This window comes from Duganella sp. P38 (assembly GCF_050859475.1).
GTDB lineage: Bacteria > Pseudomonadota > Gammaproteobacteria > Burkholderiales > Burkholderiaceae_D > Rugamonas.
On the sequence record NZ_CP193936.1, the window covers coordinates 4,300,602 to 4,323,869 of the forward strand.

23 protein-coding genes and 1 pseudogene are annotated in these 23,268 nt (G+C 64.9%); 10 read left to right on the forward strand and 14 right to left on the reverse strand.

From position 1 onward, the window contains the following. Positions 1-40: 40 nt before the first annotated feature. Positions 41-1,150 carry an alanine racemase gene (locus ACRQ5J_RS19940; RefSeq protein ID WP_432379160.1) on the reverse strand — a complete coding sequence of 370 codons (1,110 nt, stop codon included), beginning with the start codon at positions 1,148-1,150 and terminating at the stop codon, positions 41-43. A gap of 61 nt (positions 1,151-1,211) precedes the next feature. On the opposite strand from ACRQ5J_RS19940, the gene ACRQ5J_RS19945 reads away from it, so the two are divergent. Further along, positions 1,212-2,195 (forward strand): ornithine cyclodeaminase family protein, encoded by a 984-nt coding sequence (locus tag ACRQ5J_RS19945; RefSeq protein ID WP_432379162.1) that lies wholly within the window; start codon positions 1,212-1,214, stop codon positions 2,193-2,195. On the opposite strand, the gene apbC is transcribed toward ACRQ5J_RS19945, so the two are convergent. After that, positions 2,196-3,284 carry an iron-sulfur cluster carrier protein ApbC gene (apbC, locus tag ACRQ5J_RS19950; RefSeq protein ID WP_432379164.1) on the reverse strand — a complete coding sequence of 363 codons (1,089 nt, stop codon included), beginning with the start codon at positions 3,282-3,284 and terminating at the stop codon, positions 2,196-2,198. It lies immediately after the preceding gene. Positions 3,285-3,385: 101 nt separating this feature from the next. Here apbC and metG point away from each other — a divergent pair, with 101 nt between their 5' ends. The 5 genes from metG to ACRQ5J_RS19975 all read left to right on the forward strand — a co-directional run bounded on the left by metG (position 3,386) and on the right by ACRQ5J_RS19975 (position 7,238). After that, a complete protein-coding gene (gene metG, locus ACRQ5J_RS19955) occupies positions 3,386-5,551 on the forward strand; it encodes a methionine--tRNA ligase (RefSeq protein ID WP_432379166.1) in 2,166 nt (721 codons plus the stop codon). 9 nt (positions 5,552-5,560) lie between these two features. Next, positions 5,561-6,040, forward strand: a complete 480-nt coding sequence (locus ACRQ5J_RS19960) for a GNAT family N-acetyltransferase (RefSeq protein ID WP_432379168.1) — start codon at positions 5,561-5,563, stop codon at positions 6,038-6,040. 87 nt (positions 6,041-6,127) lie between these two features. After that, a complete protein-coding gene (locus ACRQ5J_RS19965; protein WP_432379170.1) occupies positions 6,128-6,598 on the forward strand; it encodes a hypothetical protein in 471 nt (156 codons plus the stop codon). Further along, positions 6,595-6,906, forward strand: coding sequence for a hypothetical protein (locus ACRQ5J_RS19970; RefSeq protein WP_432379172.1), 312 nt, complete (start codon positions 6,595-6,597; stop codon positions 6,904-6,906). The genes ACRQ5J_RS19965 and ACRQ5J_RS19970 overlap by 4 nt, the downstream gene beginning before the upstream one ends. Positions 6,907-6,917: 11 nt before the next feature. Beyond that, entirely contained in the window at positions 6,918-7,238 is a 321-nt protein-coding gene (locus ACRQ5J_RS19975) for a hypothetical protein (RefSeq protein ID WP_432379174.1), read from the forward strand. Positions 7,239-7,244: 6 nt separating this feature from the next. Here ACRQ5J_RS19975 and ACRQ5J_RS19980 read toward each other — a convergent pair whose 3' ends face one another. Genes ACRQ5J_RS19980 through ACRQ5J_RS19990 form a run of 3 tightly spaced genes read right to left on the reverse strand, consistent with a single transcriptional unit; the run spans position 7,245 to position 9,854 of the window. Then, complete coding sequence (locus ACRQ5J_RS19980; RefSeq protein ID WP_432379176.1) at positions 7,245-8,834, reverse strand: pyridoxamine 5'-phosphate oxidase family protein; 1,590 nt, start codon at positions 8,832-8,834, stop codon at positions 7,245-7,247. Continuing rightward, positions 8,761-9,228, reverse strand: coding sequence for a hypothetical protein (locus tag ACRQ5J_RS19985; RefSeq protein ID WP_432379178.1), 468 nt, complete (start codon positions 9,226-9,228; stop codon positions 8,761-8,763). Before ACRQ5J_RS19985 ends, ACRQ5J_RS19980 begins: the two co-directional genes overlap by 74 nt. 2 nt (positions 9,229-9,230) lie before the next feature. After that, positions 9,231-9,854, reverse strand: a complete 624-nt coding sequence (locus ACRQ5J_RS19990; RefSeq protein WP_432379179.1) for a glutathione S-transferase family protein — start codon at positions 9,852-9,854, stop codon at positions 9,231-9,233. A gap of 108 nt (positions 9,855-9,962) precedes the next feature. Between ACRQ5J_RS19990 and ACRQ5J_RS19995 the strand changes: the two genes are divergently transcribed. Then, a complete protein-coding gene (locus ACRQ5J_RS19995) occupies positions 9,963-10,868 on the forward strand; it encodes a LysR family transcriptional regulator (RefSeq protein ID WP_432379181.1) in 906 nt (301 codons plus the stop codon). 215 nt (positions 10,869-11,083) lie between these two features. Here ACRQ5J_RS19995 and ACRQ5J_RS20000 read toward each other — a convergent pair whose 3' ends face one another. Then, positions 11,084-12,727 (reverse strand): hypothetical protein, encoded by a 1,644-nt coding sequence (locus ACRQ5J_RS20000; RefSeq protein ID WP_432379182.1) that lies wholly within the window; start codon positions 12,725-12,727, stop codon positions 11,084-11,086. A 78-nt stretch (positions 12,728-12,805) separates the two neighbouring features. After that, on the reverse strand, positions 12,806-13,708 hold the full coding sequence (locus ACRQ5J_RS20005; RefSeq protein WP_432379184.1) for a DMT family transporter: 903 nt from the start codon (positions 13,706-13,708) through the stop codon (positions 12,806-12,808). A 126-nt stretch (positions 13,709-13,834) separates the two neighbouring features. On the opposite strand from ACRQ5J_RS20005, the gene ACRQ5J_RS20010 reads away from it, so the two are divergent. The 3 genes from ACRQ5J_RS20010 to panC are packed head-to-tail and all read left to right on the forward strand — an operon-like array spanning position 13,835 to position 15,934. Then, on the forward strand, positions 13,835-14,044 hold the full coding sequence (locus ACRQ5J_RS20010; RefSeq protein ID WP_432379186.1) for a DUF3460 family protein: 210 nt from the start codon (positions 13,835-13,837) through the stop codon (positions 14,042-14,044). 20 nt (positions 14,045-14,064) lie between these two features. Beyond that, complete coding sequence (locus ACRQ5J_RS20015; protein WP_432379188.1) at positions 14,065-15,069, forward strand: segregation and condensation protein A; 1,005 nt, start codon at positions 14,065-14,067, stop codon at positions 15,067-15,069. Between the two features lie 25 nt (positions 15,070-15,094). Next, on the forward strand, positions 15,095-15,934 hold the full coding sequence (gene panC, locus ACRQ5J_RS20020; protein WP_432379190.1) for a pantoate--beta-alanine ligase: 840 nt from the start codon (positions 15,095-15,097) through the stop codon (positions 15,932-15,934). A gap of 162 nt (positions 15,935-16,096) precedes the next feature. On the opposite strand, the pseudogene ACRQ5J_RS20025 reads toward panC, so the two are convergent. The 7 genes and pseudogenes from ACRQ5J_RS20025 to cheA form a co-directional block, all read right to left on the reverse strand. After that, positions 16,097-17,300, reverse strand: a pseudogene (locus ACRQ5J_RS20025) (EAL and HDOD domain-containing protein). 76 nt (positions 17,301-17,376) lie between these two features. Then, complete coding sequence (cheY, locus tag ACRQ5J_RS20030) at positions 17,377-17,766, reverse strand: chemotaxis response regulator CheY (protein ID WP_008450066.1); 390 nt, start codon at positions 17,764-17,766, stop codon at positions 17,377-17,379. A 123-nt stretch (positions 17,767-17,889) separates the two neighbouring features. Next, positions 17,890-18,966, reverse strand: coding sequence for a protein-glutamate methylesterase/protein-glutamine glutaminase (locus ACRQ5J_RS20035; RefSeq protein ID WP_432379193.1), 1,077 nt, complete (start codon positions 18,964-18,966; stop codon positions 17,890-17,892). Positions 18,967-18,984: 18 nt separating this feature from the next. Further along, positions 18,985-19,584 carry a chemoreceptor glutamine deamidase CheD gene (gene cheD, locus ACRQ5J_RS20040; protein WP_432379195.1) on the reverse strand — a complete coding sequence of 200 codons (600 nt, stop codon included), beginning with the start codon at positions 19,582-19,584 and terminating at the stop codon, positions 18,985-18,987. 8 nt (positions 19,585-19,592) lie between these two features. Continuing rightward, positions 19,593-20,456, reverse strand: coding sequence for a CheR family methyltransferase (locus ACRQ5J_RS20045; RefSeq protein ID WP_432379197.1), 864 nt, complete (start codon positions 20,454-20,456; stop codon positions 19,593-19,595). Positions 20,457-20,540: 84 nt separating this feature from the next. Then, positions 20,541-20,978, reverse strand: coding sequence for a chemotaxis protein CheW (locus tag ACRQ5J_RS20050; RefSeq protein WP_432383696.1), 438 nt, complete (start codon positions 20,976-20,978; stop codon positions 20,541-20,543). Then, entirely contained in the window at positions 20,861-23,236 is a 2,376-nt protein-coding gene (gene cheA / locus ACRQ5J_RS20055) for a chemotaxis protein CheA (protein WP_432379198.1), read from the reverse strand. The genes ACRQ5J_RS20050 and cheA overlap by 118 nt, the downstream gene beginning before the upstream one ends. Between the last annotated feature and the right edge of the window lie 32 nt (positions 23,237-23,268).

Below are 23,268 nucleotides of genomic sequence, written 5' to 3' on the forward strand. Positions count from 1 at the left end.
AAAGCTGCTATTTTACCGCGTCAGCGCCCGCCCGGCGCTTTTACCAGCCGCTGAAGCGCGGCCACACCTGCCAGGCGCCGCCCTGCTCCGGTATCACATGGTACTGACCGTGTTGCGCGCCGGTGGCGCAGGCGTGATTGGGCAGGATGCGCAGGCTGCTGCCGACCGGGAACAAGTGGCTGATGTCGCCCTCGCCCGTCCATTGCAGCACGCCATGTTCCTGGTTGGCCTTGCCGAATTCCAGGCCGGGAATGGCGTTGCCGTCGGCGTTGCAGACCAGGCCGTAGCCGTGGCTCTGGTGGCCCAGGTCGCGGCTCATCGCCATCCAGCCGCCGTCGGTGATGACCCAGCCCTTGTCGGGCTGATGGCCGATGACCGTGCACAGCACGCTGATGGCCACCTCGTCCGCCGTGCAGACGCCGACATCGGCCATCACCATGTCGAAGAAGACGTAGACGCCGGCGCGCACTTCGGTCACGCCCTCCAGTTGCCGCGCGTTCAGCGCGGTTGGCGTGGAGCCGACGCTGACCACCGCGCAAGCGTGGCCGGCGGCGCGCAGCTTGTCGGCGGCAGCTACGCAGCGCGCGCGTTCCTGCTCGGCCATCGCGGCCAGCGCTTCCGGCGTGTTCAGGTCGTAGGAGGCGCCGGCGTGCGTCATCACGCCCTTGAGGCGCGCGCCGCCCTGTAGCGCGGCAGCGATGTGCAACAGCGCCGGATCGGCGGGCTTGATGCCGGACCGGTGGCCGTCGGTATCGATTTCAATCAGTACGTCGTAGCAAACGCCATGTTCGGCGCCGTGGCGGGCGACCTGCCCGGCCATCGCCACCGACTCCACCAGCAGCGTCAGGCGCAGGCCGGCGCGGATCAGCCTGAGCGCGTGATCCAGCTTGTTCGGCACGATGGCGACCGCGTAGAGGATGTCGTCCACGCCAGCGCGAAAGAACTCTTCCGCCTCTTTTAACGTCGAGACGGTGATCCCGCGCGCGCCGGCAGCTAACTGGCGCCGCACCACCTCCAGGCATTTGCTGGTTTTCACATGCGGCCGGAACGCCACGCCAAGCTGCGTCATGCGGTTCTGCATGCGCGCGATATTGCGCTGCATGCGCGCCTCGTCCAACAACAGTGCCGGCGTTTCCAGATTGTTCTGCATGACTTGCTCCTCGATTGTCGATACAATACATTTTATCCATTTTTAGACAAATATGCCAATCATGCGAAATCAAGCTCAACTTTTGCTGCTGGACCGGGATGCCATCGCCGGTCTGCTGACCACGGACATCGCGCTCGACGCCACCAACACCGCATTCACGCTGCACGGGCACGGCCAAGGCCGCAGCTTCCCGGTGGTGCGCGAATCGCTGGCGACCGGCGGCGTGTTCGGCATCAAGTCCGGCGATGTCGCCGCACGTGATGTGCTGGGATTCAAGGCGGCCGGCTTCTGGCCAAGCAACCGCGAGCTGGGCGGCGAGCCGCATCAGGCCACGGTGATGTTATTCGATCCGGCCACCGGGCGGCCGCGCGCCGTATTGGACGGCAACGCGATCACCACCGCGCGCACCGCCGCAGCCGGCGAACTGGGCTTGCGCACGCTGGCGCGCCAGGACAGTGCCTCGGTATGCGTATTCGGCACCGGCGTGCAGGCCGGCGCGCAGTTGGCGGCGGCATTGCGCGCCCTGCCCGCACTGCGCGAAGCGCGCTATGTATCGCGCAGCGGGCGGCCGGACCAGCGTTTCGAGGCGCAGTTTGCAGCGCTGGCCAGTGGGCATTGCGCGTTGGAGCACGCACACGACGCCGACGCCGCGGTAGCCGCCAGCGACGTGGTGATCACGGCAACGCCGGCGCGCGAGGTGTTGTTCAGCGCCAGCGCCGTCCGGCCGGGCACGCACATCAACTGTGTCGGCGCCGATACGCGCGGCAAGCGCGAGCTGCCGGACGGCTTGCTACAACTGGCGAAAGTGTTCGTGGATGATCTGACCCAGGCGAGCGCGCTGGGTGAACTGCAATGGGCGCCCGCCACGGCATGCTTGCCGTTGGGCGGTCTGCTGACGGGCCGGCTACAGTTCAAGCGCGATCGTGAGGACATCACAATCTTCGACATGACCGGCCTGGCCCTGCAGGATCTGGTGCTGGCCGAGTATTTATACCAGGCCGCGCGCCAGGATGGCGTTGGCCTCGGTATCCACTGGCCCTGGTGATCAGTCGTTTTTAACGACGATGGTTGGGAACTTGCTGGTCATGTCCTTGGCTTTTTCCGCCACCTGCACGGCGACTTTGCGGGCAATCGCCTTGTAGATGGCAGCTTCCTTGCCATCCGGGTCGGCCACCACGGTCGGCTTGCCGGCATCGGCCTGCTCGCGGATCGCCATGGTCAGCGGCAGCGCGCCGAGGAAGTCGACGCCGAAGTCCTTGCACATCTTCTCGCCGCCGCCGTGGCCGAAGACTTCTTCGGCATGGCCGCAGTTGGTGCAGATGTGCACGCTCATGTTCTCGACCACGCCCAGAATCGGGATGCCGACTTTTTCGAACATTTTCAGGCCCTTGCGCGCGTCCAGCAGCGCGATGTCCTGCGGCGTGGTGACGATGACGGCGCCGGTGACCGGCACTTTCTGCGACAGCGTCAGCTGGATATCGCCGGTGCCCGGCGGCATGTCGACAATCAGGTAGTCCAGGTCGCGCCAGTTGGTTTGCTCCAGCAGCTGCTGCAACGCCTGGGTGACCATCGGGCCGCGCCACACCATCGGCTCGTCCGGGTCGATCAGGAAGCCGATCGACGACACCTGCACGCCATAGTTCTCCAGCGGCTCCATCGACTTGCCGTCCTTCGTTTCCGGGCGGCCCTTCACGCCCAGCATCATCGGCTGCGATGGGCCGTAGATATCGGCGTCCAGCAGGCCGACCGACGCGCCCTCTGCCGACAACGCCAGCGCCAGGTTGACGGCGGTGGTGGATTTGCCCACGCCGCCCTTGCCCGAGGCCACGGCGATGATGTTTTTGACATTCACCATCGGCTTCAGGCCGCGCTGCACGGTGTGCGCGATAATCTTGCTAAAGACGCTGACGCTGATATTGCCGACACCCGGCAGGGTCTTCAGGCCGGCAATCACGCTGCCGCGAATGGCATCGATCTGGCTTTTGGCAGGGTAGCCCAGTTCGATGTCGAGCGAAATATCGCTGCCATCGACCTTTAAATTCTTGACAGCTTTACCACTGACGAAATCCTTCGTTGTGTTTGGATCAACAATTTTCGACAGGGCGGCCTTGACGTCTTCTACAGTGATGCTCATGTAACTCTCCGATAAATATGCCGCCATTCTAGCGCAAGCTGCGCAAGTGCCGCATCCGCTGTTAAAATGCTCCTTTTCCACCCACAAAGTGCAACAAGACCATGACCCGCAAGCTGTTCGTCACCACTGCCCTGCCCTACGCTAACGCCGCCTTCCATATTGGCCACATGATGGAGTACATCCAGGCCGACATCTGGGTCCGGTTCCAGCGAATGCAGCGCGACGCCGGCGTTGCGCGCGAGGTGCACTTTGTCGGCGCCGACGACACCCACGGCACGCCGATCATGATCGCCGCCGAGAAGGAAGGCATCACGCCGCAGGAGTTCGTGGCCAAGATCGCCGCCGGCCGCGCCCAGTACCTGGACGGTTTCCACATCGCCTTTGACAACTGGTACTCCACCGACTCGCCGGAAAACGTCGAGCTGTCGCAAGGCATCTACCGCAAGCTGCGCGATGCCGGCCTGATCCAGACCAAGACCGTCGACCGCTTCTTCGACCCGGTCAAAGGCATGTTCCTGGCCGACCGCAACATCAAGGGCGAATGCCCGAAATGCGGCGCCAAGGACCAGTACGGCGACAACTGCGAAGTGTGCGGCGCGGCCTATCAGCCGACCGACCTGGTGAATCCGTTCTCGGTGTTCACCAACGCCACGCCCGTGCTGAAACCGTCGGAACAGTATTTCTTCAAGCTGTCGGACAAGCGCTGCTACGAGTTCCTGAAAGAATGGCTGAACACGCCGGGCCGCTTGCAGCCGGAGATGGTCAACAAAGTCTCCGAATGGCTGGGCGAAGCCGGCGAGAAACTGGCCGACTGGGATATCTCGCGCGACGCGCCGTACTTCGGCATCCCGATTCCTGATGCGCCGGGCAAGTACTTCTACGTCTGGCTGGACGCGCCGGTCGGCTACCTGGCCTCGCTGAAAAACTACTTTGCCAAGCAAGGCCTGGACTACGAGGCCTTCCTGCGCGACTCGAACACCGAGCAGATCCACTTCATCGGCAAGGACATCGTGTCCTTCCACCTGCTGTTCTGGCCGGCGATGTTGAAGTTCGCCGACCACCCGACCATCGAGCGCATGCGCGTGGCGGTGCACGGCCACCTGACCGTCAACAACGAGAAAATGTCCAAGTCGCGCGGCACCGGCATTTCGCCGCTGCGCTACCTGAACCTGGGCATGAATCCGGAGTGGCTGCGCTACTACATCGCCTTCAAGCTGAATTCGAAGGTGGAAGACCTGGACTTCACCGGCGAAGACTTCGTCGCCCGCGTCAACTCCGACCTGATCGGCAAGTACGTCAACATCGCCTCGCGCTGCGCCGGCTTCATCGCCAAGAAATTCGACGGCAAGCTGGCCGCCAGCCTGTCCGACAACGCCCAGGCGTGGATCAAGCGCGCGCTGGTGACGGCGGAAGGCGCCGAGCGCCAGGCCAGCATCGCCGCCAACTACGAGGCGCGCGAGTTCGGTAAGGCGCTGCGCGAAATCATGGAAATCGCCGACATCACCAATCAGTACGTCGACGAGAACAAGCCGTGGATCCTGGCCAAGGATGAGTCGAAAGTCGCCGAACTGCACGACGTCTGCACCACCGCGCTGATCCTGTTCCGCCAGCTGACGCTGCTGCTGTCGCCGGTGCTACCGGGCGTGGCCGCCAACGTCGCCAAGTTCCTCAACGACGAGCAACTGGTGTGGACCGATACCGACGTCGCCAGCGGCGTGGTGTCGAGCGCCATGCTGGGCCGCACCATCGGTGCCTACGCGCACCTGATGACCCGCGTCGACGCCAAGATGATCGAAGACCTGTTCGACGCGCCGTCGGCCGCCGCCGCGCAGGCCGCCGCCCCTGCCGTCAAGGCCGAGAAGCCAGCCAAGGCCAAGGCCGCGCCGGCCGTCGCCGTGACCGAGACCGGCATCGAAGTGATGGCGCCGGAAATCACCGTGGACGACTTCTTCAAGGTCGACCTGCGCATCGCCAAAATCGTCAACTGCGAACACGTGGAAGGCTCGGACAAGCTGCTGCGTCTGACGCTGGACGCCGGCGAAGGCCGCCACCGCAACGTCTTCTCCGGCATCAAGTCGATGTACCAGCCGGAAGACTTGATCGGCAAGCTGACCGTGCTGGTGGCCAACCTGGCGCCGCGCAAGATGAAGTTTGGCGTGTCGGAAGGCATGGTCATGGCCGCCTCGGCAGCCGATGAGAAAGCCAATCCGGGCATCTACATCCTGAATCCGTGGCCGGGCGCCGAGCCGGGCATGCGCATTCGCTAAGGGCCGGGCATGGACCTGAGGGTGCGCGAAGCAACAAGGGACGATGCCAGTCTGATCGCCGAGCTCACGCGCGCCGCGTGGGCCGGCAAGGTCAGCGTTACTTCCAGCGGCCACCGTGAAACCGCCGTCATCGTCGCAGAGCACCTGCGCGATGGCGGCGGTTTTGTTTTGGAAGTGGACGATCAGGCCATCGGCTCGGTGCGCTGGCTGCCGCTGGACGGCGGCCAGGACGTGTGGGAAGTGTGCCGCATGGGCGTGCTGCCGGGGCATCGCGGCAGCAATCTGTCGCAGCACTTGCTGGAGGCGGTGATCCACCATGGCCTGGCGGCGGGCGTGCAGGAAGTGCGGCTGGCGGTGCGCGCCGACCAGCCGAAGCTGATCGATTTTTACGCCGCCTACGAGTTCGAACTGGCCGAGGAGCTGGAATATTCGCACGCCAATCCGCTGGAACCGGCGCCGCTGGTCATGCGACGTCTGCTGCGAAACTGACAGGAATACGGGAGCCAGTCCTACGTCCTTGATCGCGCTTGCATGAAAGAATGACTGTTCATCGCCTTGTTTCCACAGGAGAGCAATATGAACAGTAAATTGATCGCATTTCTTTCAGCAGCGACCTTGAGCGTGAGCGCGCTGGCCCAGACCACCGCCACGCCAAATCCGCCCACTCCGGCGCCAGCCGGCCAGCCCGGCAGCGTTCCGACCGGCAACCAGCCGACTACCGTGACGCCCAACCCGGCGCTCAACACCAGCCCCGACCGCGGCCTGGGCAATACGCAAAGCAACACGCTGCCGCTGGAACAGCCACGCAGCACGCTCAGCAATAACAACAATCTCAGCCGGACCAATCCGAACACGCCCAACAATACCCTGAATAACAACAATAACAATAACAACAACCTCAACAACAACCGCAACAACTCGGTCAACTGCGCCAGCACCGCCGGCGTCACGCGCCGCGACACCACTTCCACCTCCGCCATGACCGCGCCCAATATCGCCCAGGCGCCGCGTCTGGATTGCGACAACACCCGCCAGGTGCGGCCATGAAGCAAGCATTCGCACTGCTGGCACTGGCAGGCTGCCTGAGCGCCCCGGCATGGGCCCAGCAGCAGACCGATCCCGATCCCTCGGTCAAGACCGGTGACGGCAAAGCCGCACAGGCCCAGACCAGGAAAGCGGAGAAGCATCCCTGCACCAATATGCAGGGCGGTGTCGACGCCAGCGGCGCCGAAACGGTCGAGGCTCACGCCAAGACAGATAAAACCAAGCAGGATCACGCCTGCGGCAAGGACAACGGCAAAGCATCGTCGCCCCACGCCGCCCCCACCACGTCCAATCCCGACGTTAAACGCTAAAGGAGAGCACCATGAACAGCAAACTGATCGCAATGATTGCCGCAGCCTGCCTGAGCACCGCAGCCATGGCACAGACGCAAACTTCCGGCACCACCAATACCGGCACGCCAACGCAAGGCCAGAGCAACGCCACCAGCGGCGAGCAGCAGGCCACGACCATGCAAAACAACAGCAACCGTCAAAACACCGCGCCGGTCGACACCGCCAAGGACCGCAAGCAGTCGCAGCGTGACAAGAACAAGGTCGACTGCAATACCGCGCACACCGATGGCGGCGCCACCGCACCTGCCCACGCGCCTTGCGAAGACAAGAACGTCAAATCCAAGCGCTAATCCGCCTTACAGCGCCAGCGACAGCGGGCCACTGCCCGCGCGCGGCGCCGTGGAGCACAGCAGCACCTGGCCGGCTCCCGGCCCGGTGCCGCAGGCGCGAGTGTAGTCGACCTCGCCGCTGCTCAGGCCCACCGCGCAAGAACCGCACAGGCCCGAACGGCAGCCCGATGGCGCTTCCACCCCGCTGGCCTCGGCCAGATCGAGCAGGCTGGCGTGCTTGCCATCCCACACCGCATCGACACCGGACTTGACGAAGCGGACAGCCACCGGCGCCGCTGGTGCGGTATTGTCCTTCACCACAGCGGCGCGCCGCACACTGGCAGGACCGAACGCCTCGAAGCGGATACGCTCATCGGGCACACTCAGCTTGCGCAAGCCGTCATACATATCCTGCATAAAGCCCGCCGGGCCGCACAGATAAAAATCGTAATCGTCAAACGGCAGCAGCGTTTTGAGCGCCTGCATATCGATGCGCTCGCGCTGCACATGCAGCGCCAGATTGCCGTGCCCCATCGCCAGCGTTTGCAGATGCACGGCAAACGGATGCGCCACCTCGCGTGCGCCATGAATGAAGTGGATCGGATGCTTGTGCCGCGTGCGGCTGCCGTTGACCAGCAAGCCGTTCAGCATGGCGATCATCGGCGTGATGCCGATGCCGGCCGACAGCATCACCACCGGACGTTGCGTGCCCTCCTCAAACGTGAACTCGCCGCCCGGCCCCATCAACTCGATCTGCGCGCCCGGCGCGAGATGTGCATGCAACCAGGACGACACCACGCCCTGCTGCTTGACACTGATGCGGTAACGGCGGCCATTTGGCGCGTCGGAAATCGTATAGCTGCGGATCTGCGAGGCCGCGCCCTGCTCCGCCCACGCCGGCACCCGCACGGAGACGAACTGGCCCGGCACATGCGCCGCCACGCCGAGGCCGTCGGCCGGTTCAAGATGAAAGGAGCGCACGTCGCTGCTCTCCTGCACCACGTCCACCACGGTGAATGGACGCCAGCTGGCGGTCAGCGCGGCCGCGGCCTGCACGCGGTCCGCCTCTTCCCAGCTGCCGGTGCGGGCGTTTTGCATGGCTGGCTTCGGGTCGGTCCAGCGGAATGGCAAGGCGCCGGCGTTGCGCACCACTTCGCGCACGTGGAAGCGCAGCAGCTTCTCGGCGCCAGCGAAGGCTTGCAGCTGCGGGCCGTCCCAGATGATTTCGCCCTCGACCGCGATGTGCAGCATGTCGCCACGCTCGAAGTCGATGAACAGCAGGCCGGCGCGCGGATTGTTGAGCAAGTTGCCCATGGTGTTGAAGAAGTAGTTGCCGACGAATTCGGGCGCGGTCAGCGTGCGTTCGTCATCGACACGGACGAAGCCGGGCCGGCCGCCGCGGTGCGATACATCCACGCCACGACCGCGGCCGGCATCGGCCGCCATATTGGCGCTGGCGATGAAAAAGGTATCGGCGCGGGCGATCAGCTCGCGGTCGGCCGCGCTCAGCGCCGCGCTCCGCTGCACCTGCACCTTGCGGCCGTCAGCCGGCGCCGGACTGTGCTGGCGGTGCTGGATGTACTGCGGGCAGTTGCCGAAGCTTTGCGTCACGCTCACGCGCAACCCGCCATCGCCGGCGGCGACGATTTCGCCATTGACGCCGGTTGCGGCGGCGCGTGGTTGGTTCCAGGCCGAGGCCGCCAATGTGGTCGCCGGCGCGCAGCTGGCCTTCCAGTGGATCGCCCGGCAGCATGCCGCTGCGGATATCCAGCGTGCGCGCGTCCGGCGTGACGATGAAGCCGGGATCGGCCGCCAGCACCGTCGCCCACGGCTGGCCGGCCGCGTCCAGCGCACCGACGAAGAAAAACGGCAGGCTGTGGTAGAACTCGCGGTGCTGCTCAGGCATGAAATCGCGTATGTATGCCGCCGCGCCCGCCATCTGCTCGCGCACACCCACGCGCTCCTGGATCGCCAGTTCACCGGCATGAAAAATCGAGGCGGCGGCATCCATGATTACACCTCCTCGGGCGCGAGGCCGGCCTTGGTGGCAGGCATGGCGACAAAACCGGGCAATGCCCGTACCTTGTCCAGCCAGGCGCGGATGTTCGGATAGGGCTTGAGCGACACGCCGCCTTCCGGTGCGTGGGCGATGTAGCTGTAACCGGCGACATCGGCAATGGTGGCGTGCTCGCCGGCCAGCCAGCGGCGGCCCTGCAGTTCCTGCTCCATGACGTCGAACAGGCGCGCCGCGATGTGTTTGGCGGCTTCATGATCGCGCGGGGCATTGAACACGGTGACCAGGCGGGCGGCGGCCGGGCCGTAGGCGATTTTGCCGGCGGCGGCCGACAGCCAGCGCTGCACGTTGGCGGCGGCCAGCGGCTCGCGCGGCAGCCAGCGGCCGCTGTCGTCGTATTTCGACGCCAAGTAAACGAGGATGGCGTTGGAATCGGCCAGCGTGACTTCGCCGTCCTGCAACACCGGGATTTCGCCGAAGGCATTCATCGACAGGAATGGTTGCTGCTTATGCTCGCCGGCGGCCAGGTTGACGTGGACATATTCGTGCGGCAGGTTCAGCAGGCTGAGAAACAGGTGCACGCGGTGGGTGTGGCCGGAAAGGGGAATGCCGTACAGCTTCATGATGACTCCTGGTCGGTGAATGATGGGGAAAGTATAGGGAGCCAGGATCGTGCTGATAAGCCGGACAAAACAGGAATCACCGTCCACTCAAAGTGTACAATTGGCGGCATGACCGATCTTGCAGCCATTAATCTCAATCGCCTGACCACCTTTGTTGCCGTGGTGGAGGCTGGTTCGTTGACGGCCGCCGCCGAGCGGCTCGGGCTGGCCAAGTCCATGGTCAGCAAGCACATGCAGTTGCTGGAGCAGGAAATCGGCGTCGGCCTGCTGCTGCGCTCGACGCGACGGTTGAGCCTGACCGAGGCCGGGCGGGAATTCTACGCATCCAGCCGGCAGTTGCTGAAAGCGGCCGAGCTGGCCATTGAGCAGGCACGCAGCGGCAGCGGCAGTCCGCAAGGCACGCTGCGGGTCGCCTGCCCGATCGATTACGGGTTGATTGTGGTGTCGCCCCTGCTGGCGCAGTTGCGGGCGCGTTATCCGGCGCTGAAGATCGATCTCACTTGCGGCGACCACATCATCGACCTGATCGCCGAGGGCATCGATGTGACTGTACGGCTGGGCAAGCTGGCCGATTCGGGCCTGATGGCGACGCGCGTGGACACGCTGGTGCGCTGGCTGGTGGCCAGCCCGGAGTTCATCGCCCGCCACGGCATGCCGCGCACGCCGGAGGATTTGGCGCAGCTGCCGTATGTGTCATTGTCGGTGCTGGCGCAGCCGGCGCAGTTTGCGCTGACGAACCGCGCCGGCGAGCAGGTGGAGGTGCGCATGCAAAACACGGTGTTTTCGTCCAACACGGCGTTTGCGACGCGGGCGGCGGCGCTCAGCGGCGACGGTGTGCTGCGCGCCACCACCTTCTCCATCAAGGACGATGTCGCCGCAGGCCGGCTGCTGCGTGTGCTGCCGGAGTGGTCGCTGCCGGACAGCGACATCCACGCCGTCTATCCCGCCACCTCGCACGTGCCGCAGAAAGTGCGCGTCTTCATCGACGCCCTCAAGGCGGCCACCGCCGCCTAGCGCCAACGGCCGGCCAGGGGCGGCGCGCCGGGCACGCCAGCATGTGGGCGCGAGATCAACGCGGAGATGGCGGCCGGGCGCGTTTCCGCCGGCGGCGCAGCGCCAGTGTGAGCGGCGACTCCACGGCGTCGTTCCCGCGCAGGCGGGAACCCATAGACCGCCTGCCCACACGCGTCCCATGGATTCCCGCCTGCGCGGGAATGACGGCAGGTCGGCTAGCGGTTGACGACGCGCGCCACCAATCCCGCAAGTCCGGCGGCAGCGGACGCGATTGCCACGCCGGCCCAGATCCATGTTGCCATTGCCGACGGCGGCCTGGGCTCCTTGGGAGCGCCCGCATCCTGCAACGAAGCCGGAAACGGGCGCGCCGCCAGCGGCACGATACGCCAGTCGGCGCGGTTGGCGGGCGCGCGCTGCTGGTACTCGCGCAGCGACAATACCGGATCGCTGCCAAACGCCCGCGACGACGGAAATTGCGGCATCCGCACAAACAGCAGCGCTTCCAGGTCTGCGGCCAGTTGCGCCTCCAGCCCTACCTTACCGACGCCGGCGGCCAGCCTGCCCAGCAAATCTTCGCCGATCGTGTTGAAAGCGGCGAAAGGCAGCAACTCGGTGCGCTCGGTCTTCAGGTAATCATAAGCGCTTTGTCCGCTGGCCAGGCTGGCTTCCTTCAGCGCCATATACGGCAGCGCCACGGCCGCCTTCAGCGGACTCTCGCCGCCCAGGCGCGGAATATCCCAACCCAGCGTGCGCAAGGTCGCAACGCTGATGCCCGCGCAATTGGCGCTGGCATGCCGGTAGTGGAAATCCTGCCGGTAAAAATGATTGAACACCCGGCTGATCGCCTCCTGATACAGCGCCGGCGCCCGCTGGTCCCTGAGCACCGCCACCAGCAGGTAGGAAGGCCGATACCAAGCCTGGCCGCTATTCAGGTCGCCCATGTAAGCGTCCATCGGCAGCATGGAGGCAATGATGCCCTTCTCGCTGACCGAAGCCAGGCTGTAGAAATTATTCACCAGCCAGTCATCCCACTCGCCCGCCATACCGAAACGGCCGGTGGCGACAGCAAAGTGGCCGCCGTAAGCCTCGTCGTCGTCGCCCTGCGCGCCGTTCAGCACGAAAGCCAGCACCGGCTTGCCGGCCAGCGGCAAGGCTTGCGTGCCGCCGTCGCGCCGCCACAAAGTACGCGTGGCGTAGGCCGACCGGGCGCCGCCGTGCCCGGCGCGCACCAGGCTTTCCAGCGTCTCGCCGGCGGCCAGCGGCTGGCTGGCGGCGGCCGCTGGCATGGCGTAACGTTTCGGCCACAGCGTGCGGATCACAAACCGGTCCTCCCGCATCGCGCCGCGCGCCTTCACCTCGCCGTCGGCAAAAAAGGCCAGGCTGCTGGCGTCGGCATACGAACGGTTGGTCGATAATTTCGGCGTCAGCGCGACCGGCAGCGGCGCGGCGACGCCGGCCCGGAGCAAGTGGCCGTCCGGCAGCAAGCGCCCTTCCGCCACGTGCGGAGAGCCGATCCACAACAACGGCGGCGGCACGTCGCGCGGCTTGCCGCCGCCCTCTGCCAGCCACGCCTTCACATCGTCCTGCGCACGCAGGCGCGGCGCGTAGCCGGCCGCCTCGCCCCGGGCGACGGCGAGCATGTCGTCATTGAAGTACCACAGCGCCTGCTTGCTGGCCAGGCAGTACTTGCAGTGGCCGGTGGCCAGCCTGAAACGGTCGGTCGGGTACAGCCCCAGCCAACCGGGCGCAAGCGCGTCGCGGACGCTGCTGTCGGTAACGGTTGCGGCGGGCGAGGACATGGCGGCAGTGTACAACAGGGCTGCAGCCGCCAGCATGACAGCAAAGGGACACGACGACATGCTGTTGCTCCGGTGAACTGATCGGACTTGCAGTGTAGAGCGCGAATGGCAGCGAACTGTTGCGCTGGTTCAAGTTTTCTAAGCGCGCCGGGCCGAGATCACGATGCCGCCGACGATCAGCGCGAACGCGGCGGCGTGGTAGCCGTGCGGCGCCTCGCCCAGAAACGCGGCCGACAGCACGGCCGTGAACAGCGGCGTCAGGTTGACAAAGAAGGCGCCGACCGACGGCCCCGCCGCGCGCACGCCGGCGCCCCAGCAGCCAAAGGCGACAATCGCCGGGCCGACGGCGACGTACAACAGCGCCGCCACCAGCATGCCGCTCCAATGCACCGGCATCGCGCCCAGCGCCTGCTCGCCGATGGCGAAGCCGCCCGACCACAACACGCCAAACGCCACCTGCGCCAGCAGGAAGCTGGCCCAGTTGGCGCGGATGGCGGCCGGCTCGGTGGTGCGCGTCAGCAGCCAGCTGTAGAACGACCAGGCGATGGTCGCCAGAATCATGAACAGGTCGCCGGGCACCAACCTCAGCTCCAGCACGTGTTGCCATTCGCCGCGCGCCAACACCAGCAGCACGCCGGCAATCGACAGCACCGCCCCGGCCACCTGCTTGCGGCTGACCGGCACGCCGAAGAACAGCCAGCCGGTCAGCATCATCCACACCGGCATGCCGGACGCCACCAGCGTGACGTTGATCGGCGTCGAGCTTTGCAGCGCCATGTATTGCAGCGCGTTGTACATGCCGATGCCGAGCAGCCCGAGCATGGCGTAGCTTTTCCAGTGGCGCCACAGGCCGGCGTCGCGGCGCAACACGGGGCCGGCCAGCGGCAACAGGATCAGCAAGGCGATGCTCCAGCGCAGGAAGTTGAGCAGCACGGGCGGCAGCATGTCGTGCACCAGGCGGCCGACGATGGCGTTGCCGGCCCACAGCAGCGGCGGCAAAGTGAGCAGGAAAACGGTTTTGGCGGTGAGGCGTTGATTCATTTTTAATATTCGTACAACATTATCATCCAGAGCATACCCGATCCGGCCGGTCGCCAGCGATAGAAATAGCGTTGTGGCACCGGTGCGCGGTAAAATAGCCGCTGCTGATCCACCCACTTAGATAATATGAAACTTTCTAAACAACATTCGATGTACGAATCCGATCACACCCTGTTCATCAAGGCGTTGAAGGAAAAGAATCCTGGCATTGAAGCCGGCCAGCAACAAGGCCGCGCGCTGCTGTGGGACCGTCCGCCGATCTCGCTGGATGAGCAGGAGCGTCAGCTGAAGTCGGCGGTGAAGCAACAGGCTTACGTTTACCAGAACAAGGTCTGAGTTCACACGGGGCGGCAAGGATGTTGCCAGAGGATACGGCTGACGTGCAGCCGCCAGTACCGGACGCCGCCCAAGGCACGCCGGACGATGGCGCCCACCCGCTCGCCGAAGCCGCCCAAGCCAGCACGGTAGACGCGGCCAGCGTCGGCATCGGCGGCGCTGCCGGCGATGCCACGCTGGCGGCCTCAGCTGAAGCGGCAGGCGCCGAAGCAGCGGCAGCCGAAGCTGCGGCGGTCACGGCTGAAGTTTCCGCCCTCGCCCGCCTGTACGGCGAGCCGCTGCTCAAGCTGCCCACCGACCTGTACATTCCGCCCGACGCGCTGGAAATTTTCCTCGACGCCTTCGAAGGCCCGCTGGACCTGCTGCTGTACCTGATCCGCAAGCAAAACTTCAACATCCTCGACATTCCAATGGCGCAGCTGACGCTGCAATATCTGAAGTACGTCGACCAGATCCGCCTCTCCAATCTGGAACTGGCGGCCGAGTACCTGCTGATGGCGGCCATGCTGATCGAGATCAAGTCGCGCATGCTGCTGCCGCAGCGCCAGGCCGATCTCGACGTCGAGGCCGACGACCCGCGCGCCGAGCTGGTGCGCCGCCTGCTGGAATACGAGCAGATCAAGCTGGCCGCCTACGACCTCAACGCGCTGCCCCAGGTCGACCGCGATTTTGTCCGCACCCAGATCTTCATCGAGCAAAGCCTGGTGCCGGTGTGGCCGGAGGTGGCGGCCAGCGATCTGCAACAGGCGTGGATGGATGTCATGAAGCGCGCCAGGCTGACCCAGCATCACAAAATCAGCCGCGAGGAACTGTCGGTGCGTGAGCACATGACCGGCATCCTGCGCCGCCTGCAATCGACCCGTTTCGTCGAGTTCGCCGACCTGTTCGATGTGGCCGGCGGCGTGCCGGTGGTGGTGGTCAACTTTGTCGCGCTGCTGGAGCTGGCCAAGGAAACCCTGATTGAAATTACCCAGGCCGAACCGTTCGCACCGATCTACGTGCGGCTGGCCTACTCGCCGGCGTGAGCCGGCAACAAGAATGAGCTAACACATGAAAATCATCACCTCGATTGAAGAATTGCGCGACCAACTCAGCGGCCAGCTGCGCACCGCCTTTGTCCCCACCATGGGCAATCTGCACGAAGGCCATTTGTCGCTGATGCGCCTGGCGCGCAAGCATGGCGACCCGGTGGTGGCGTCGATCTTCGTCAACCGCCTGCAGTTCGGCCCGAACGAGGATTTCGACAAGTATCCGCGCACCTTCCAGGCCGACGTGGAAAAGCTGGAGAAGGAAGGCGTGTACGTGCTGTTCGCGCCGACCGAAAAAGACCTGTACCCGGAGCCGCAGGAATACCGCGTGCAGCCGCCGGACGGCCTCGGCAATACGCTGGAGGGCGAGTTCCGCCCCGGCTTCTTCAACGGCGTGTGCACGGTGGTGACCAAGCTGTTCTCGTGCGTGCAGCCGCGCGTGGCGGTGTTCGGCAAGAAGGATTACCAGCAATTGATGATCGTGCGTAACATGGCGCGCCAGTTTGCGATGCCGACCGAGATTATCGCGGCCGAAACCTGGCGTGCCGATGATGGCCTGGCGCTGTCGTCGCGCAATATGTATTTGTCGGCGAGCGAACGGGCCGAGGCGCCGGCGCTGTACCAGACCCTGAACGCGGTGGCCGACGAGGTGCGCGGCGGCCATCTGGATGTATTCCAGCTGGAACACAAGGCCATGGACGATCTGGCCAAGCGGGGCTGGAAGCCGGACTATATCTCGATCCGCAAGCGCAGCGACCTGCAACCGCCGAACGCCGGCGACCTGGCGCAGGGCACGCCGCTGGTGGTGCTGGCCGCCGCCAAGCTCGGCACGACCCGCCTGATCGACAACCTCGAAATCTAAGGCTGACCAGCCGGCGGCGGCACCGCCGGAAACACCACCGCGCCCTGCGCTAACCATTGAATAATGACCGCCGGCGTGTGCCGCCGCTCCTGACGCGACTGCATCAGCATGCGCCGCGCCACCCACGGCGTCAACGGCCGCGCGTTATGCGTTTGATGCAGATCAGGCGGCGACGTTTTGCGCCCAGGCCAGGGCAGACAGGTGGGCCTTGTTGACGTCCAGCGGACTGAGCTTGAGCGACGCGGCCAGCGAGGCGACCAGGCTTGTGCTCAGCTCGCAGGCCTCGGCCAGCGCCAGGTAGGGGCCGTATCTGCCGCTGCGGTTCAGCAGCGCCGCCACCACCTCGTCCGACAGCTGGATGTTGGCCAGCACCTCTTCCATCGGAATCCCCAGCAACCGGTCCAGCAAGGAAAACATGCCGGCCACAAAGACGTTTTCTGCCTCGCTCTTGCCCAGCGCAGCCTGCGCCAGCAGCTCGGCCAGGCGGCCGCGCACCACCGCCGTTTCCAGCAGCACCGGCGAATAGCCGCTCGTGCTGGCCGTCGCCAGCAGCAAGGTCAGCCAGCGGTACAGCGGCGTATAGCCCAGCAGCGTCAGCGCCTGGCGCAGCGACTGCACTCCCTGCCGGCGCCAAAGCCCGCCGAGTTGATGAAGCGCAGCAGCTTGTACGACAGCGTGGCGTCGCGCTTGAGCACCGCCTCCAGTTGCGCGATGTCGGCATTCTGCCGCACCATCTGCATCAGTTGCATGATGATGGTCTGCGCCGGATTCATACCCTTGCTGTTGCTGGTCGGGCGCGGCGTCAGGTGCAGCTTGCCGACGAAGGCGTTCAGGCCCAGCGCCGCACAGGCGTCGAAATCGGCCCAGTTGGTGACCGGCCGGGCGATCATGCCCACGCTTGATTGCTTCAGCGCCGCGTACGTGCGCGCCTGGGTCGCCACGTCGGCGCCGGAAAAGCGCACTTCCACGTAGGACGCCATGGTCGGCAGCCGGGCGCCGATGCGCGCCAGGTCCGCCTCGCGCAGCAAAATGCCGACGCCGCCCGCGCGCAAGCCCTGCACGGCGGCCATGGTGTCGGGATGCGCCAGTTCGGCCGCCTTGATCGACAGCACCGTGCGTTCGGGGGAAGGTCGTGCAGGGCGTCGGCCGACAGCATGGCCGGCACGGCCGCGAGGAAGAGGATTTTATCGCGCAGCAACCAGCCCTGGTCCTGGTCCACCACCTGGCCGGCGACAAAGCCGATCAGTGCTTCCAGCAGCTCGCGCTGCGGGGCGGTGTCCGCGTCCTGCCAGGCGAGCTCATAGCCGACCACGCGCTGCTTCGGGTCTAGCAATGGCTCACGGACAAGGAAGGTAGACTGGTGCATGGCCTGTTAGGGTGAGCTCGGCAGCGCCCGCGTCCGCGCCGCCCGCTTGCGGGGGTCCCGCCCCCGCTGCCAGGAATCAAGCTCCGAGTTTTTCGAAGATCTTGTTCAGTTTTTCGTCCAGCGTGGCGGCGGTGAACGGTTTCACCACGTAGCCGTTGGCGCCGGCCTGCGCTGCCGCGATGATGTTTTCCTTCTTCGCTTCGGCGGTCACCATCAGCACCGGCAGCTTGGCCAGCGCCGGGTCGGCACGGATGTTTTGCAACATCGTCAGGCCGTCCATATTCGGCATGTTCCAGTCGGACACGACGAAGTCGAACGATTCGGCGCGCAGTTTGGCCAGCGCCATCACGCCATCCTCTGCCTCGTCGACGTTGGCATAACCCAGTTCTTTTAACAGATTCCGGACGATGCGACGCATCGTCGAAAAATCGTCAACAACTAAAAATTTCATCTTTGGATCAGCCATGAATTGCTCCGTTGATTCTCTACGCGGTTGTTAATAGTGCCTACACTTGGCATTAAGTTGTAGGATAGCATTTTCGTTGCCTGAAGGCGAACAAAGTAGCAGTAAAACGTCACACTTGCACAATTAAACACGCAAGGCGCGCATACCGTGCTGCGCCAGGTGGCCCAGCACCATGCCCGGCAGTGCCTGCAGGGCGCCCACTTCGTGCGCCGCGCCGACCGCGATCGCCTCGCGCGGCATGCCGAACACCACGCAACTGGCTTCGTCCTGGGCGAAATTATACGCCCCCGCCTGGCGCATCTCCAGCATGCCGGCGGCGCCGTCCTTGCCCATGCCGGTCAGGATCACGCCGACCGCGTTCTTGCCGGCCGCCTGCGCCGCCGAGCGGAACAGCACATCGACCGACGGCCGGTGGCGGTTGACCGGCTCGGCCTGGTCGATGCGGGTCATGTAGTTGGCGCCGCTGCGGGTCAGGTACAGGTGCGAGTGGCCGGGCGCGATGTAGGCGTGGCCCGGCAGCACGCGTTCGTTGCCCTGCGCCTCCTGCACTGAAATCTTGCACAGCGAGTCGAGCCGCTTGGCGAACGAGCGCGTGAAGCCTTCCGGCATGTGCTGGGTGATCAGGATGCCGGGGCAGTCGGACGGCATCTGCATCAGGAATTCGCGGATCGCCTCGGTGCCGCCGGTGGAGGCGCCGACGATGATCAGCTTTTCCGACGACAGCAGCGGGTTGCGCAGCGCCGACAGCGGCGCCGCGCCATGGCCCTCGGCGCCCGGCTGCGGCAGGCGCCGCGCCTGCACGCGCGCCTTGGAGGCGGCGCGGATTTTATCGGTGATCAGCTCGGTGTACTCGCGCATGCCGGCCTGGATCGAGATCTTCGGCTTGGTGACGAAGTCGACCGCGCCCAGCTCCAGCGCGCGCATGGTGATCTCCGAGCCGCGCTCGGTCAGCGAGGACACCATCACCACCGGCATCGGTCGCAGCCGCATCAGTTTTTCCAGGAAGTCGAGGCCGTCCATCTTCGGCATCTCGACGTCGAGCGTCAGCACGTCGGGGTTGGTTTGCTTGATCAGCTCGCGCGCCACCAGCGGATCGGGCGCCACGCCGACCACTTCCATGTCGGCTTGGGAATTGATGATCTCGCTCATGACGCTGCGGATCAGTGCGGAGTCGTCGCACACCAGGACTTTGATCTTCATAAAAGGCTTTCTTGTTATTTAAAACAGATCGATCTCGCCACCCACCGGCGCCACCTTGAGGCGGCTGGCGTATTCGATTTCCCGCTTGACCAGGGTGTCATTGTGGCTCTGCATCAGTTTCTTGACCAGCACCTTGCCGGTGCGCGGGAAGAAATACACCTTGCGCGGGTAGATGTCGTTCAAGTCCTCGGCCACCACCCGGATGCGTTCCACTTTCAAAAAATTCAGCACGAAGGCGGCGTTGCGCTCGCCGACATTGATGGCCGTGAAGCCCTTCAGCACGGCGCCGCCGCCGAACACCTTGGCTTCCAGGTTCTCGCGCTTGGCGCCGGCCTTGAGCAGGTCGTTGATCAGGATCTCCATCGCGTACGTGCCGTAGCGCGCCGAGGCCGACACCGGGCTGCCGGTGTCGCCGCCGCCGTCCGGCAGCATGAAGTGGTTCATGCCGCCCAGGCCGGTGGTGCGGTCGCGGATGCAGGCCGACACGCACGAGCCGAGCACGGTGACGATCAGCATGTCCTTGTTGGTGTGGTAATACTCACCGGGCAGGATCTTGGCGGCCTGGCAGTCGAACGTGCGGTCGTAATAGACGTTGGTGGCAAATTGTTCGAGGTCCATGTTTTCTCTCAGGTGCGATGCGGCGGTGCTTTACGGGCGGCGGCATCGTCGAGCTCGTAGACGGTCTTGCCGCGCAGTTTCAACGACTCCGAGACATACAGGAAATTCTCCGAATGCCCCGCGAACAGCAGCGCATCGGGCTTCATCAGCGGCACAAAGCGCGACAGGATCTTGCGCTGGGTGGCCTTGTCGAAGTAAATCATGACGTTGCGGCAAAAGATGGCGTCGAACTGGCCGCTGATCGGCCAGCTGTCGGCCAGCAGGTTGAGCTGCTTGAAGGTGATCATATTGCGCAGTTCCGGCCGCACGCGCGCCATGCCCTCGCGGTCGCCCTTGCCCTTGAGGAAGAAACGGCGCTGGCGCTCGGGCGACATCTTGTCGAGCCGGTCCATGCCGTAGACGCCGTTGGCGGCCGTCGCCAGCACATTGGTGTCGATGTCGGTGGCGACGATCTGGCAGTTCGGCGTCAGCGTGTTGAACGCCTCGCACACCGTCATGGCGATCGAATACGGCTCCTCGCCGGTCGAACTGGCGGAACACCAGATGGTCAGCGGCTCGCGCTTGCCCTTGACGTGCTCGGCCAGCAGCGGGAAATGGTGGGCCTCGCGGAAGAACGAGGTCAGGTTGGTGGTCAAGGCGTTGGTGAACGACTCCCACTCCTCGCCGAGGTGGCCCGCTTCGAGCTGGTCCAGGTATTTGGCGAACGAGTCGATGCCGGTCGCGCGCAGGCGGCGCGCCAGGCGGCTGTAGACCATTTCCTGCTTGCTGTCGGCCAGCGAGATGCCGGCGCGCTTGTAGATCAGCCCGCGCACGCGCTCGAAGTCGCGCGCGTTGAAGTCGAATTCCTTGACCGTGTCTTTAGATTGCGGCATATGTTAACCCTTTCTGGTACTGCGTACTAACTATGCCCACCGCCGCGCCCGCATTGGCGGCCGTGGCGGGTACAGCGATGAAACTCAGGCGGCCAGCTGGTCGATCAAGCCCATTTCCGGGCTCGACATCAGCTTGTCGATGTCGACCAGGATCAGCATGCGCTCGTCGATCGTGCCGAGGCCGATCATATAGTCGCTGCTGAAGGCGGTGCCCATTTCCGGCGCCGGCTTGACCTGCTCGGGCGACAGCGTGGTCACGTCCGACACCGAATCGACCACCATGCCGACCACGCGGCCGTTGATGTTGAGGATGATGACCACGGTGAACTGGTCGTACACCGGCTCGCCGAGGTGGAACTTGATGCGCATGTCCACCACCGGGATGATGATGCCGCGCAGGTTGATCACGCCCTTGATGAAGTCCGGCGCGTTGGCGATGCGGGTGACCGCCTCGTAGCCGCGGATCTCCTGCACCTTGAGGATGTCGATACCGTATTCTTCCGAGCCGAGCTTGAAGGCCAGGTATTCGTGGCCGGCGATCTCGTGTGCGTGTGCCGCGGTGGATTGTATCTCTGCCATGATGGCCCCCTATGAAGAAAAATCGATTCGTCGGCCAGCTGGCGCGACGAGCGTATCAGTGCGGCCACATCCAGGATCAGCGAGACGCCGCCATCGCCGAGGATGGTGGCGCCGGAAATCCCGGCCACCTTGCGGTAATTCGACTCCAGATTCTTGACCACCACCTGCTGCTGCCCGACCAGCTCGTCGACGAACAGGCCGGCCTTGCGGCCGTCGGTTTCAACGATGATGACGATGCCCTGGCACGGATCGTTGAAGCGCGGCGCGATGTCGAACATCTGATACAGCGGCACCAGCGGCAGGTACTCGCCGCGCACCTTGATGACCCGGCCCTTGCCGCTGATTTCCTTGACGTCTTCCGGCGCCGGCTGCAGCGATTCGATGACAAAGCCCAGCGGCAGGATGTAGATCTCATCGCCGACGCGGATCGACATGCCATCGAGAATCGCCAGCGTCAGCGGCAGCGAAATCGAGATGGTGGTGCCGAAGCCCTTGGCCGAGCGGATGTCGACCACGCCGCCCATGGCGGTGATGTTGCGTTTCACCACGTCCATGCCGACGCCGCGGCCGGACACGTCGGTCACGGTCTCGGCGGTCGAGAAGCCCGGCGCGAAAATCAGCTGCCAGACCTCGGCGTCGCTCATGGTGTCGCTGACCGCCAGGCCGTTCTGCTGCGCCTTGGCGAGGATTTTCTCACGGTTCAGGCCACCACCGTCGTCCGATACCTCGATGATGATGTTGCCGCCCTGGTGTGATGCCGACAGGAAAAGCCGGCCGGCGTCGCTCTTGCCGCCGGCGCGGCGCACGGCCGGCATCTCGATGCCGTGGTCGATCGAGTTGCGCACCAGGTGGGTCAGCGGGTCGACAATGCGCTCGATCAGGCCCTTGTCAAGCTCGGTGGCGGCGCCGTTGGTGATGAAATCGACCTTCTTGCCCAGCTTGTGGGCCAGGTCGCGCACCATGCGCGGAAAGCGCGAGAACACGAAGTCCATCGGCATCATGCGGATCGACATCACCGCTTCCTGCAGGTCGCGGGTGTTGCGGGTCAGCTGGCTGACGCTGTTGAGCAGGCGCTCGTGCACCATCGGGTCGAGCGTGTCGACGCGCTGCTCGATCATCGCCTGCGTGATGACCAGCTCGCCCACGAGGTTGATCAGCTGGTCGACCTTCTCGATCGACACCCGGATCGACGACGACTCGGCGCCGGCATGGGCGGCGGCCTTCTCTTTTTCCTTTTCTTCCTTCTTGACCACCTTCTTCTCTTCCTCCGGCGGCGGCGTCTCGATGACGATGCCGGCGGCGGCGCGGATCTGTTCGACCGGCTGGAAGAAGCCGTAGCCCTGCGCGTCCTCGGACGCGGCGCTGGCGTTGGCGCGGATTTCGTCGAGCGGCTGGAAGAAGCCATAACCGTCGCCGCCGGCCGCGGCCGGTTTGAGGTCGGTGCTGTCGAAGAAGCCGTAGCCGAGGTCGGCCTCGACCTGGTCGCGCGCGGCCTTTTCCTGTTGCGCCTGGGCGTCGTCCAGCGCCGGCAGCTCGGTCACTTGCATCTCGTCCGGATTGAGCACGAACGAGCAGATGGCGATGATGTCGTCCAGGCTCTCGTGCGTGGTGACCACCATGGCGTTGCGGTCCTTGTCGAGCGGCGTGATGGCCACATGGCCCATCAGGCCCAGCTCCTCGCCCAGCGCCTGCACCTCGCGGTGCGGCATGGCCGGCAGCTGCAGCCGGTAACGGCGGCCGCCGCTGTGGTCGACCACCCTGGCTTCCGGCGCGTTGAAGGCCGGCGCCACCGGCGCCAGCGCCACCACCGGCACGTCCTGCGCCAGCGACTGCAGCATCATGCGCACGTCGCCGACGGCGTCCTGGTCGACCTCGCTGCCGAGGCGGTGGCCGTCCAGCTGCATCTTGAGGATGTCCTTGGCGGCCAGGAAGGCGTCGACGTGCTCGCCGGTGAGCGCCATCTCGCCCTTGCGGATGCGGTCGAGCAGGGTTTCCAGCACGTGCGTGATCTCGCTCATGTCGGTCACGCCAAACGTCGAGGCGCCGCCCTTGACCGAGTGGGCGGTGCGGAAGATCGCGTTCAGGTCCTCGGCGTCGGGCGACGCCACATCGACGGCCAGCAGCAGCCGCTCCATTTCAGCCAGCAGTTCCTCGGCCTCATCGAAAAAGACCTGATAAAACTGGCTTATATCGATGGTCATGGTGATACTCCGTTACGTTCGCTTCGCATCAT

Excerpts from the sequence above, each read along its gene's own strand:
- panC (WP_432379190.1), top strand. The coding sequence starts at position 15,095 with ATGAAAATCATCACCTCGATTGAAGAATTGCGCGACCAACTCAGCGGC.
- ACRQ5J_RS20000 (WP_432379182.1), bottom strand. The coding sequence starts at position 12,727 with ATGTCGTCGTGTCCCTTTGCTGTCATGCTGGCGGCTGCAGCCCTGTTG.
- ACRQ5J_RS19975 (WP_432379174.1), top strand. The coding sequence starts at position 6,918 with ATGAACAGCAAACTGATCGCAATGATTGCCGCAGCCTGCCTGAGCACC.
- apbC (WP_432379164.1), bottom strand. The coding sequence starts at position 3,284 with ATGAGCATCACTGTAGAAGACGTCAAGGCCGCCCTGTCGAAAATTGTT.
- ACRQ5J_RS19940 (WP_432379160.1), bottom strand. The coding sequence starts at position 1,150 with ATGCAGAACAATCTGGAAACGCCGGCACTGTTGTTGGACGAGGCGCGC.
- ACRQ5J_RS19945 (WP_432379162.1), top strand. The coding sequence starts at position 1,212 with ATGCGAAATCAAGCTCAACTTTTGCTGCTGGACCGGGATGCCATCGCC.
- ACRQ5J_RS20045 (WP_432379197.1), bottom strand. The coding sequence starts at position 20,456 with ATGCCGCAATCTAAAGACACGGTCAAGGAATTCGACTTCAACGCGCGC.
- cheA (WP_432379198.1), bottom strand. The coding sequence starts at position 23,236 with ATGACCATCGATATAAGCCAGTTTTATCAGGTCTTTTTCGATGAGGCC.
- ACRQ5J_RS20005 (WP_432379184.1), bottom strand. The coding sequence starts at position 13,708 with ATGAATCAACGCCTCACCGCCAAAACCGTTTTCCTGCTCACTTTGCCG.
- ACRQ5J_RS19985 (WP_432379178.1), bottom strand. The coding sequence starts at position 9,228 with ATGGATGCCGCCGCCTCGATTTTTCATGCCGGTGAACTGGCGATCCAG.
- cheY (WP_008450066.1), bottom strand. The coding sequence starts at position 17,766 with ATGGCTGATCCAAAGATGAAATTTTTAGTTGTTGACGATTTTTCGACG.
- cheD (WP_432379195.1), bottom strand. The coding sequence starts at position 19,584 with ATGGACCTCGAACAATTTGCCACCAACGTCTATTACGACCGCACGTTC.
- metG (WP_432379166.1), top strand. The coding sequence starts at position 3,386 with ATGACCCGCAAGCTGTTCGTCACCACTGCCCTGCCCTACGCTAACGCC.
- ACRQ5J_RS20015 (WP_432379188.1), top strand. The coding sequence starts at position 14,065 with ATGTTGCCAGAGGATACGGCTGACGTGCAGCCGCCAGTACCGGACGCC.
- ACRQ5J_RS20035 (WP_432379193.1), bottom strand. The coding sequence starts at position 18,966 with ATGAAGATCAAAGTCCTGGTGTGCGACGACTCCGCACTGATCCGCAGC.
- ACRQ5J_RS19990 (WP_432379179.1), bottom strand. The coding sequence starts at position 9,854 with ATGAAGCTGTACGGCATTCCCCTTTCCGGCCACACCCACCGCGTGCAC.
- ACRQ5J_RS20010 (WP_432379186.1), top strand. The coding sequence starts at position 13,835 with ATGAAACTTTCTAAACAACATTCGATGTACGAATCCGATCACACCCTG.
- ACRQ5J_RS19960 (WP_432379168.1), top strand. The coding sequence starts at position 5,561 with ATGGACCTGAGGGTGCGCGAAGCAACAAGGGACGATGCCAGTCTGATC.
- ACRQ5J_RS19965 (WP_432379170.1), top strand. The coding sequence starts at position 6,128 with ATGAACAGTAAATTGATCGCATTTCTTTCAGCAGCGACCTTGAGCGTG.
- ACRQ5J_RS19995 (WP_432379181.1), top strand. The coding sequence starts at position 9,963 with ATGACCGATCTTGCAGCCATTAATCTCAATCGCCTGACCACCTTTGTT.
- ACRQ5J_RS19970 (WP_432379172.1), top strand. The coding sequence starts at position 6,595 with ATGAAGCAAGCATTCGCACTGCTGGCACTGGCAGGCTGCCTGAGCGCC.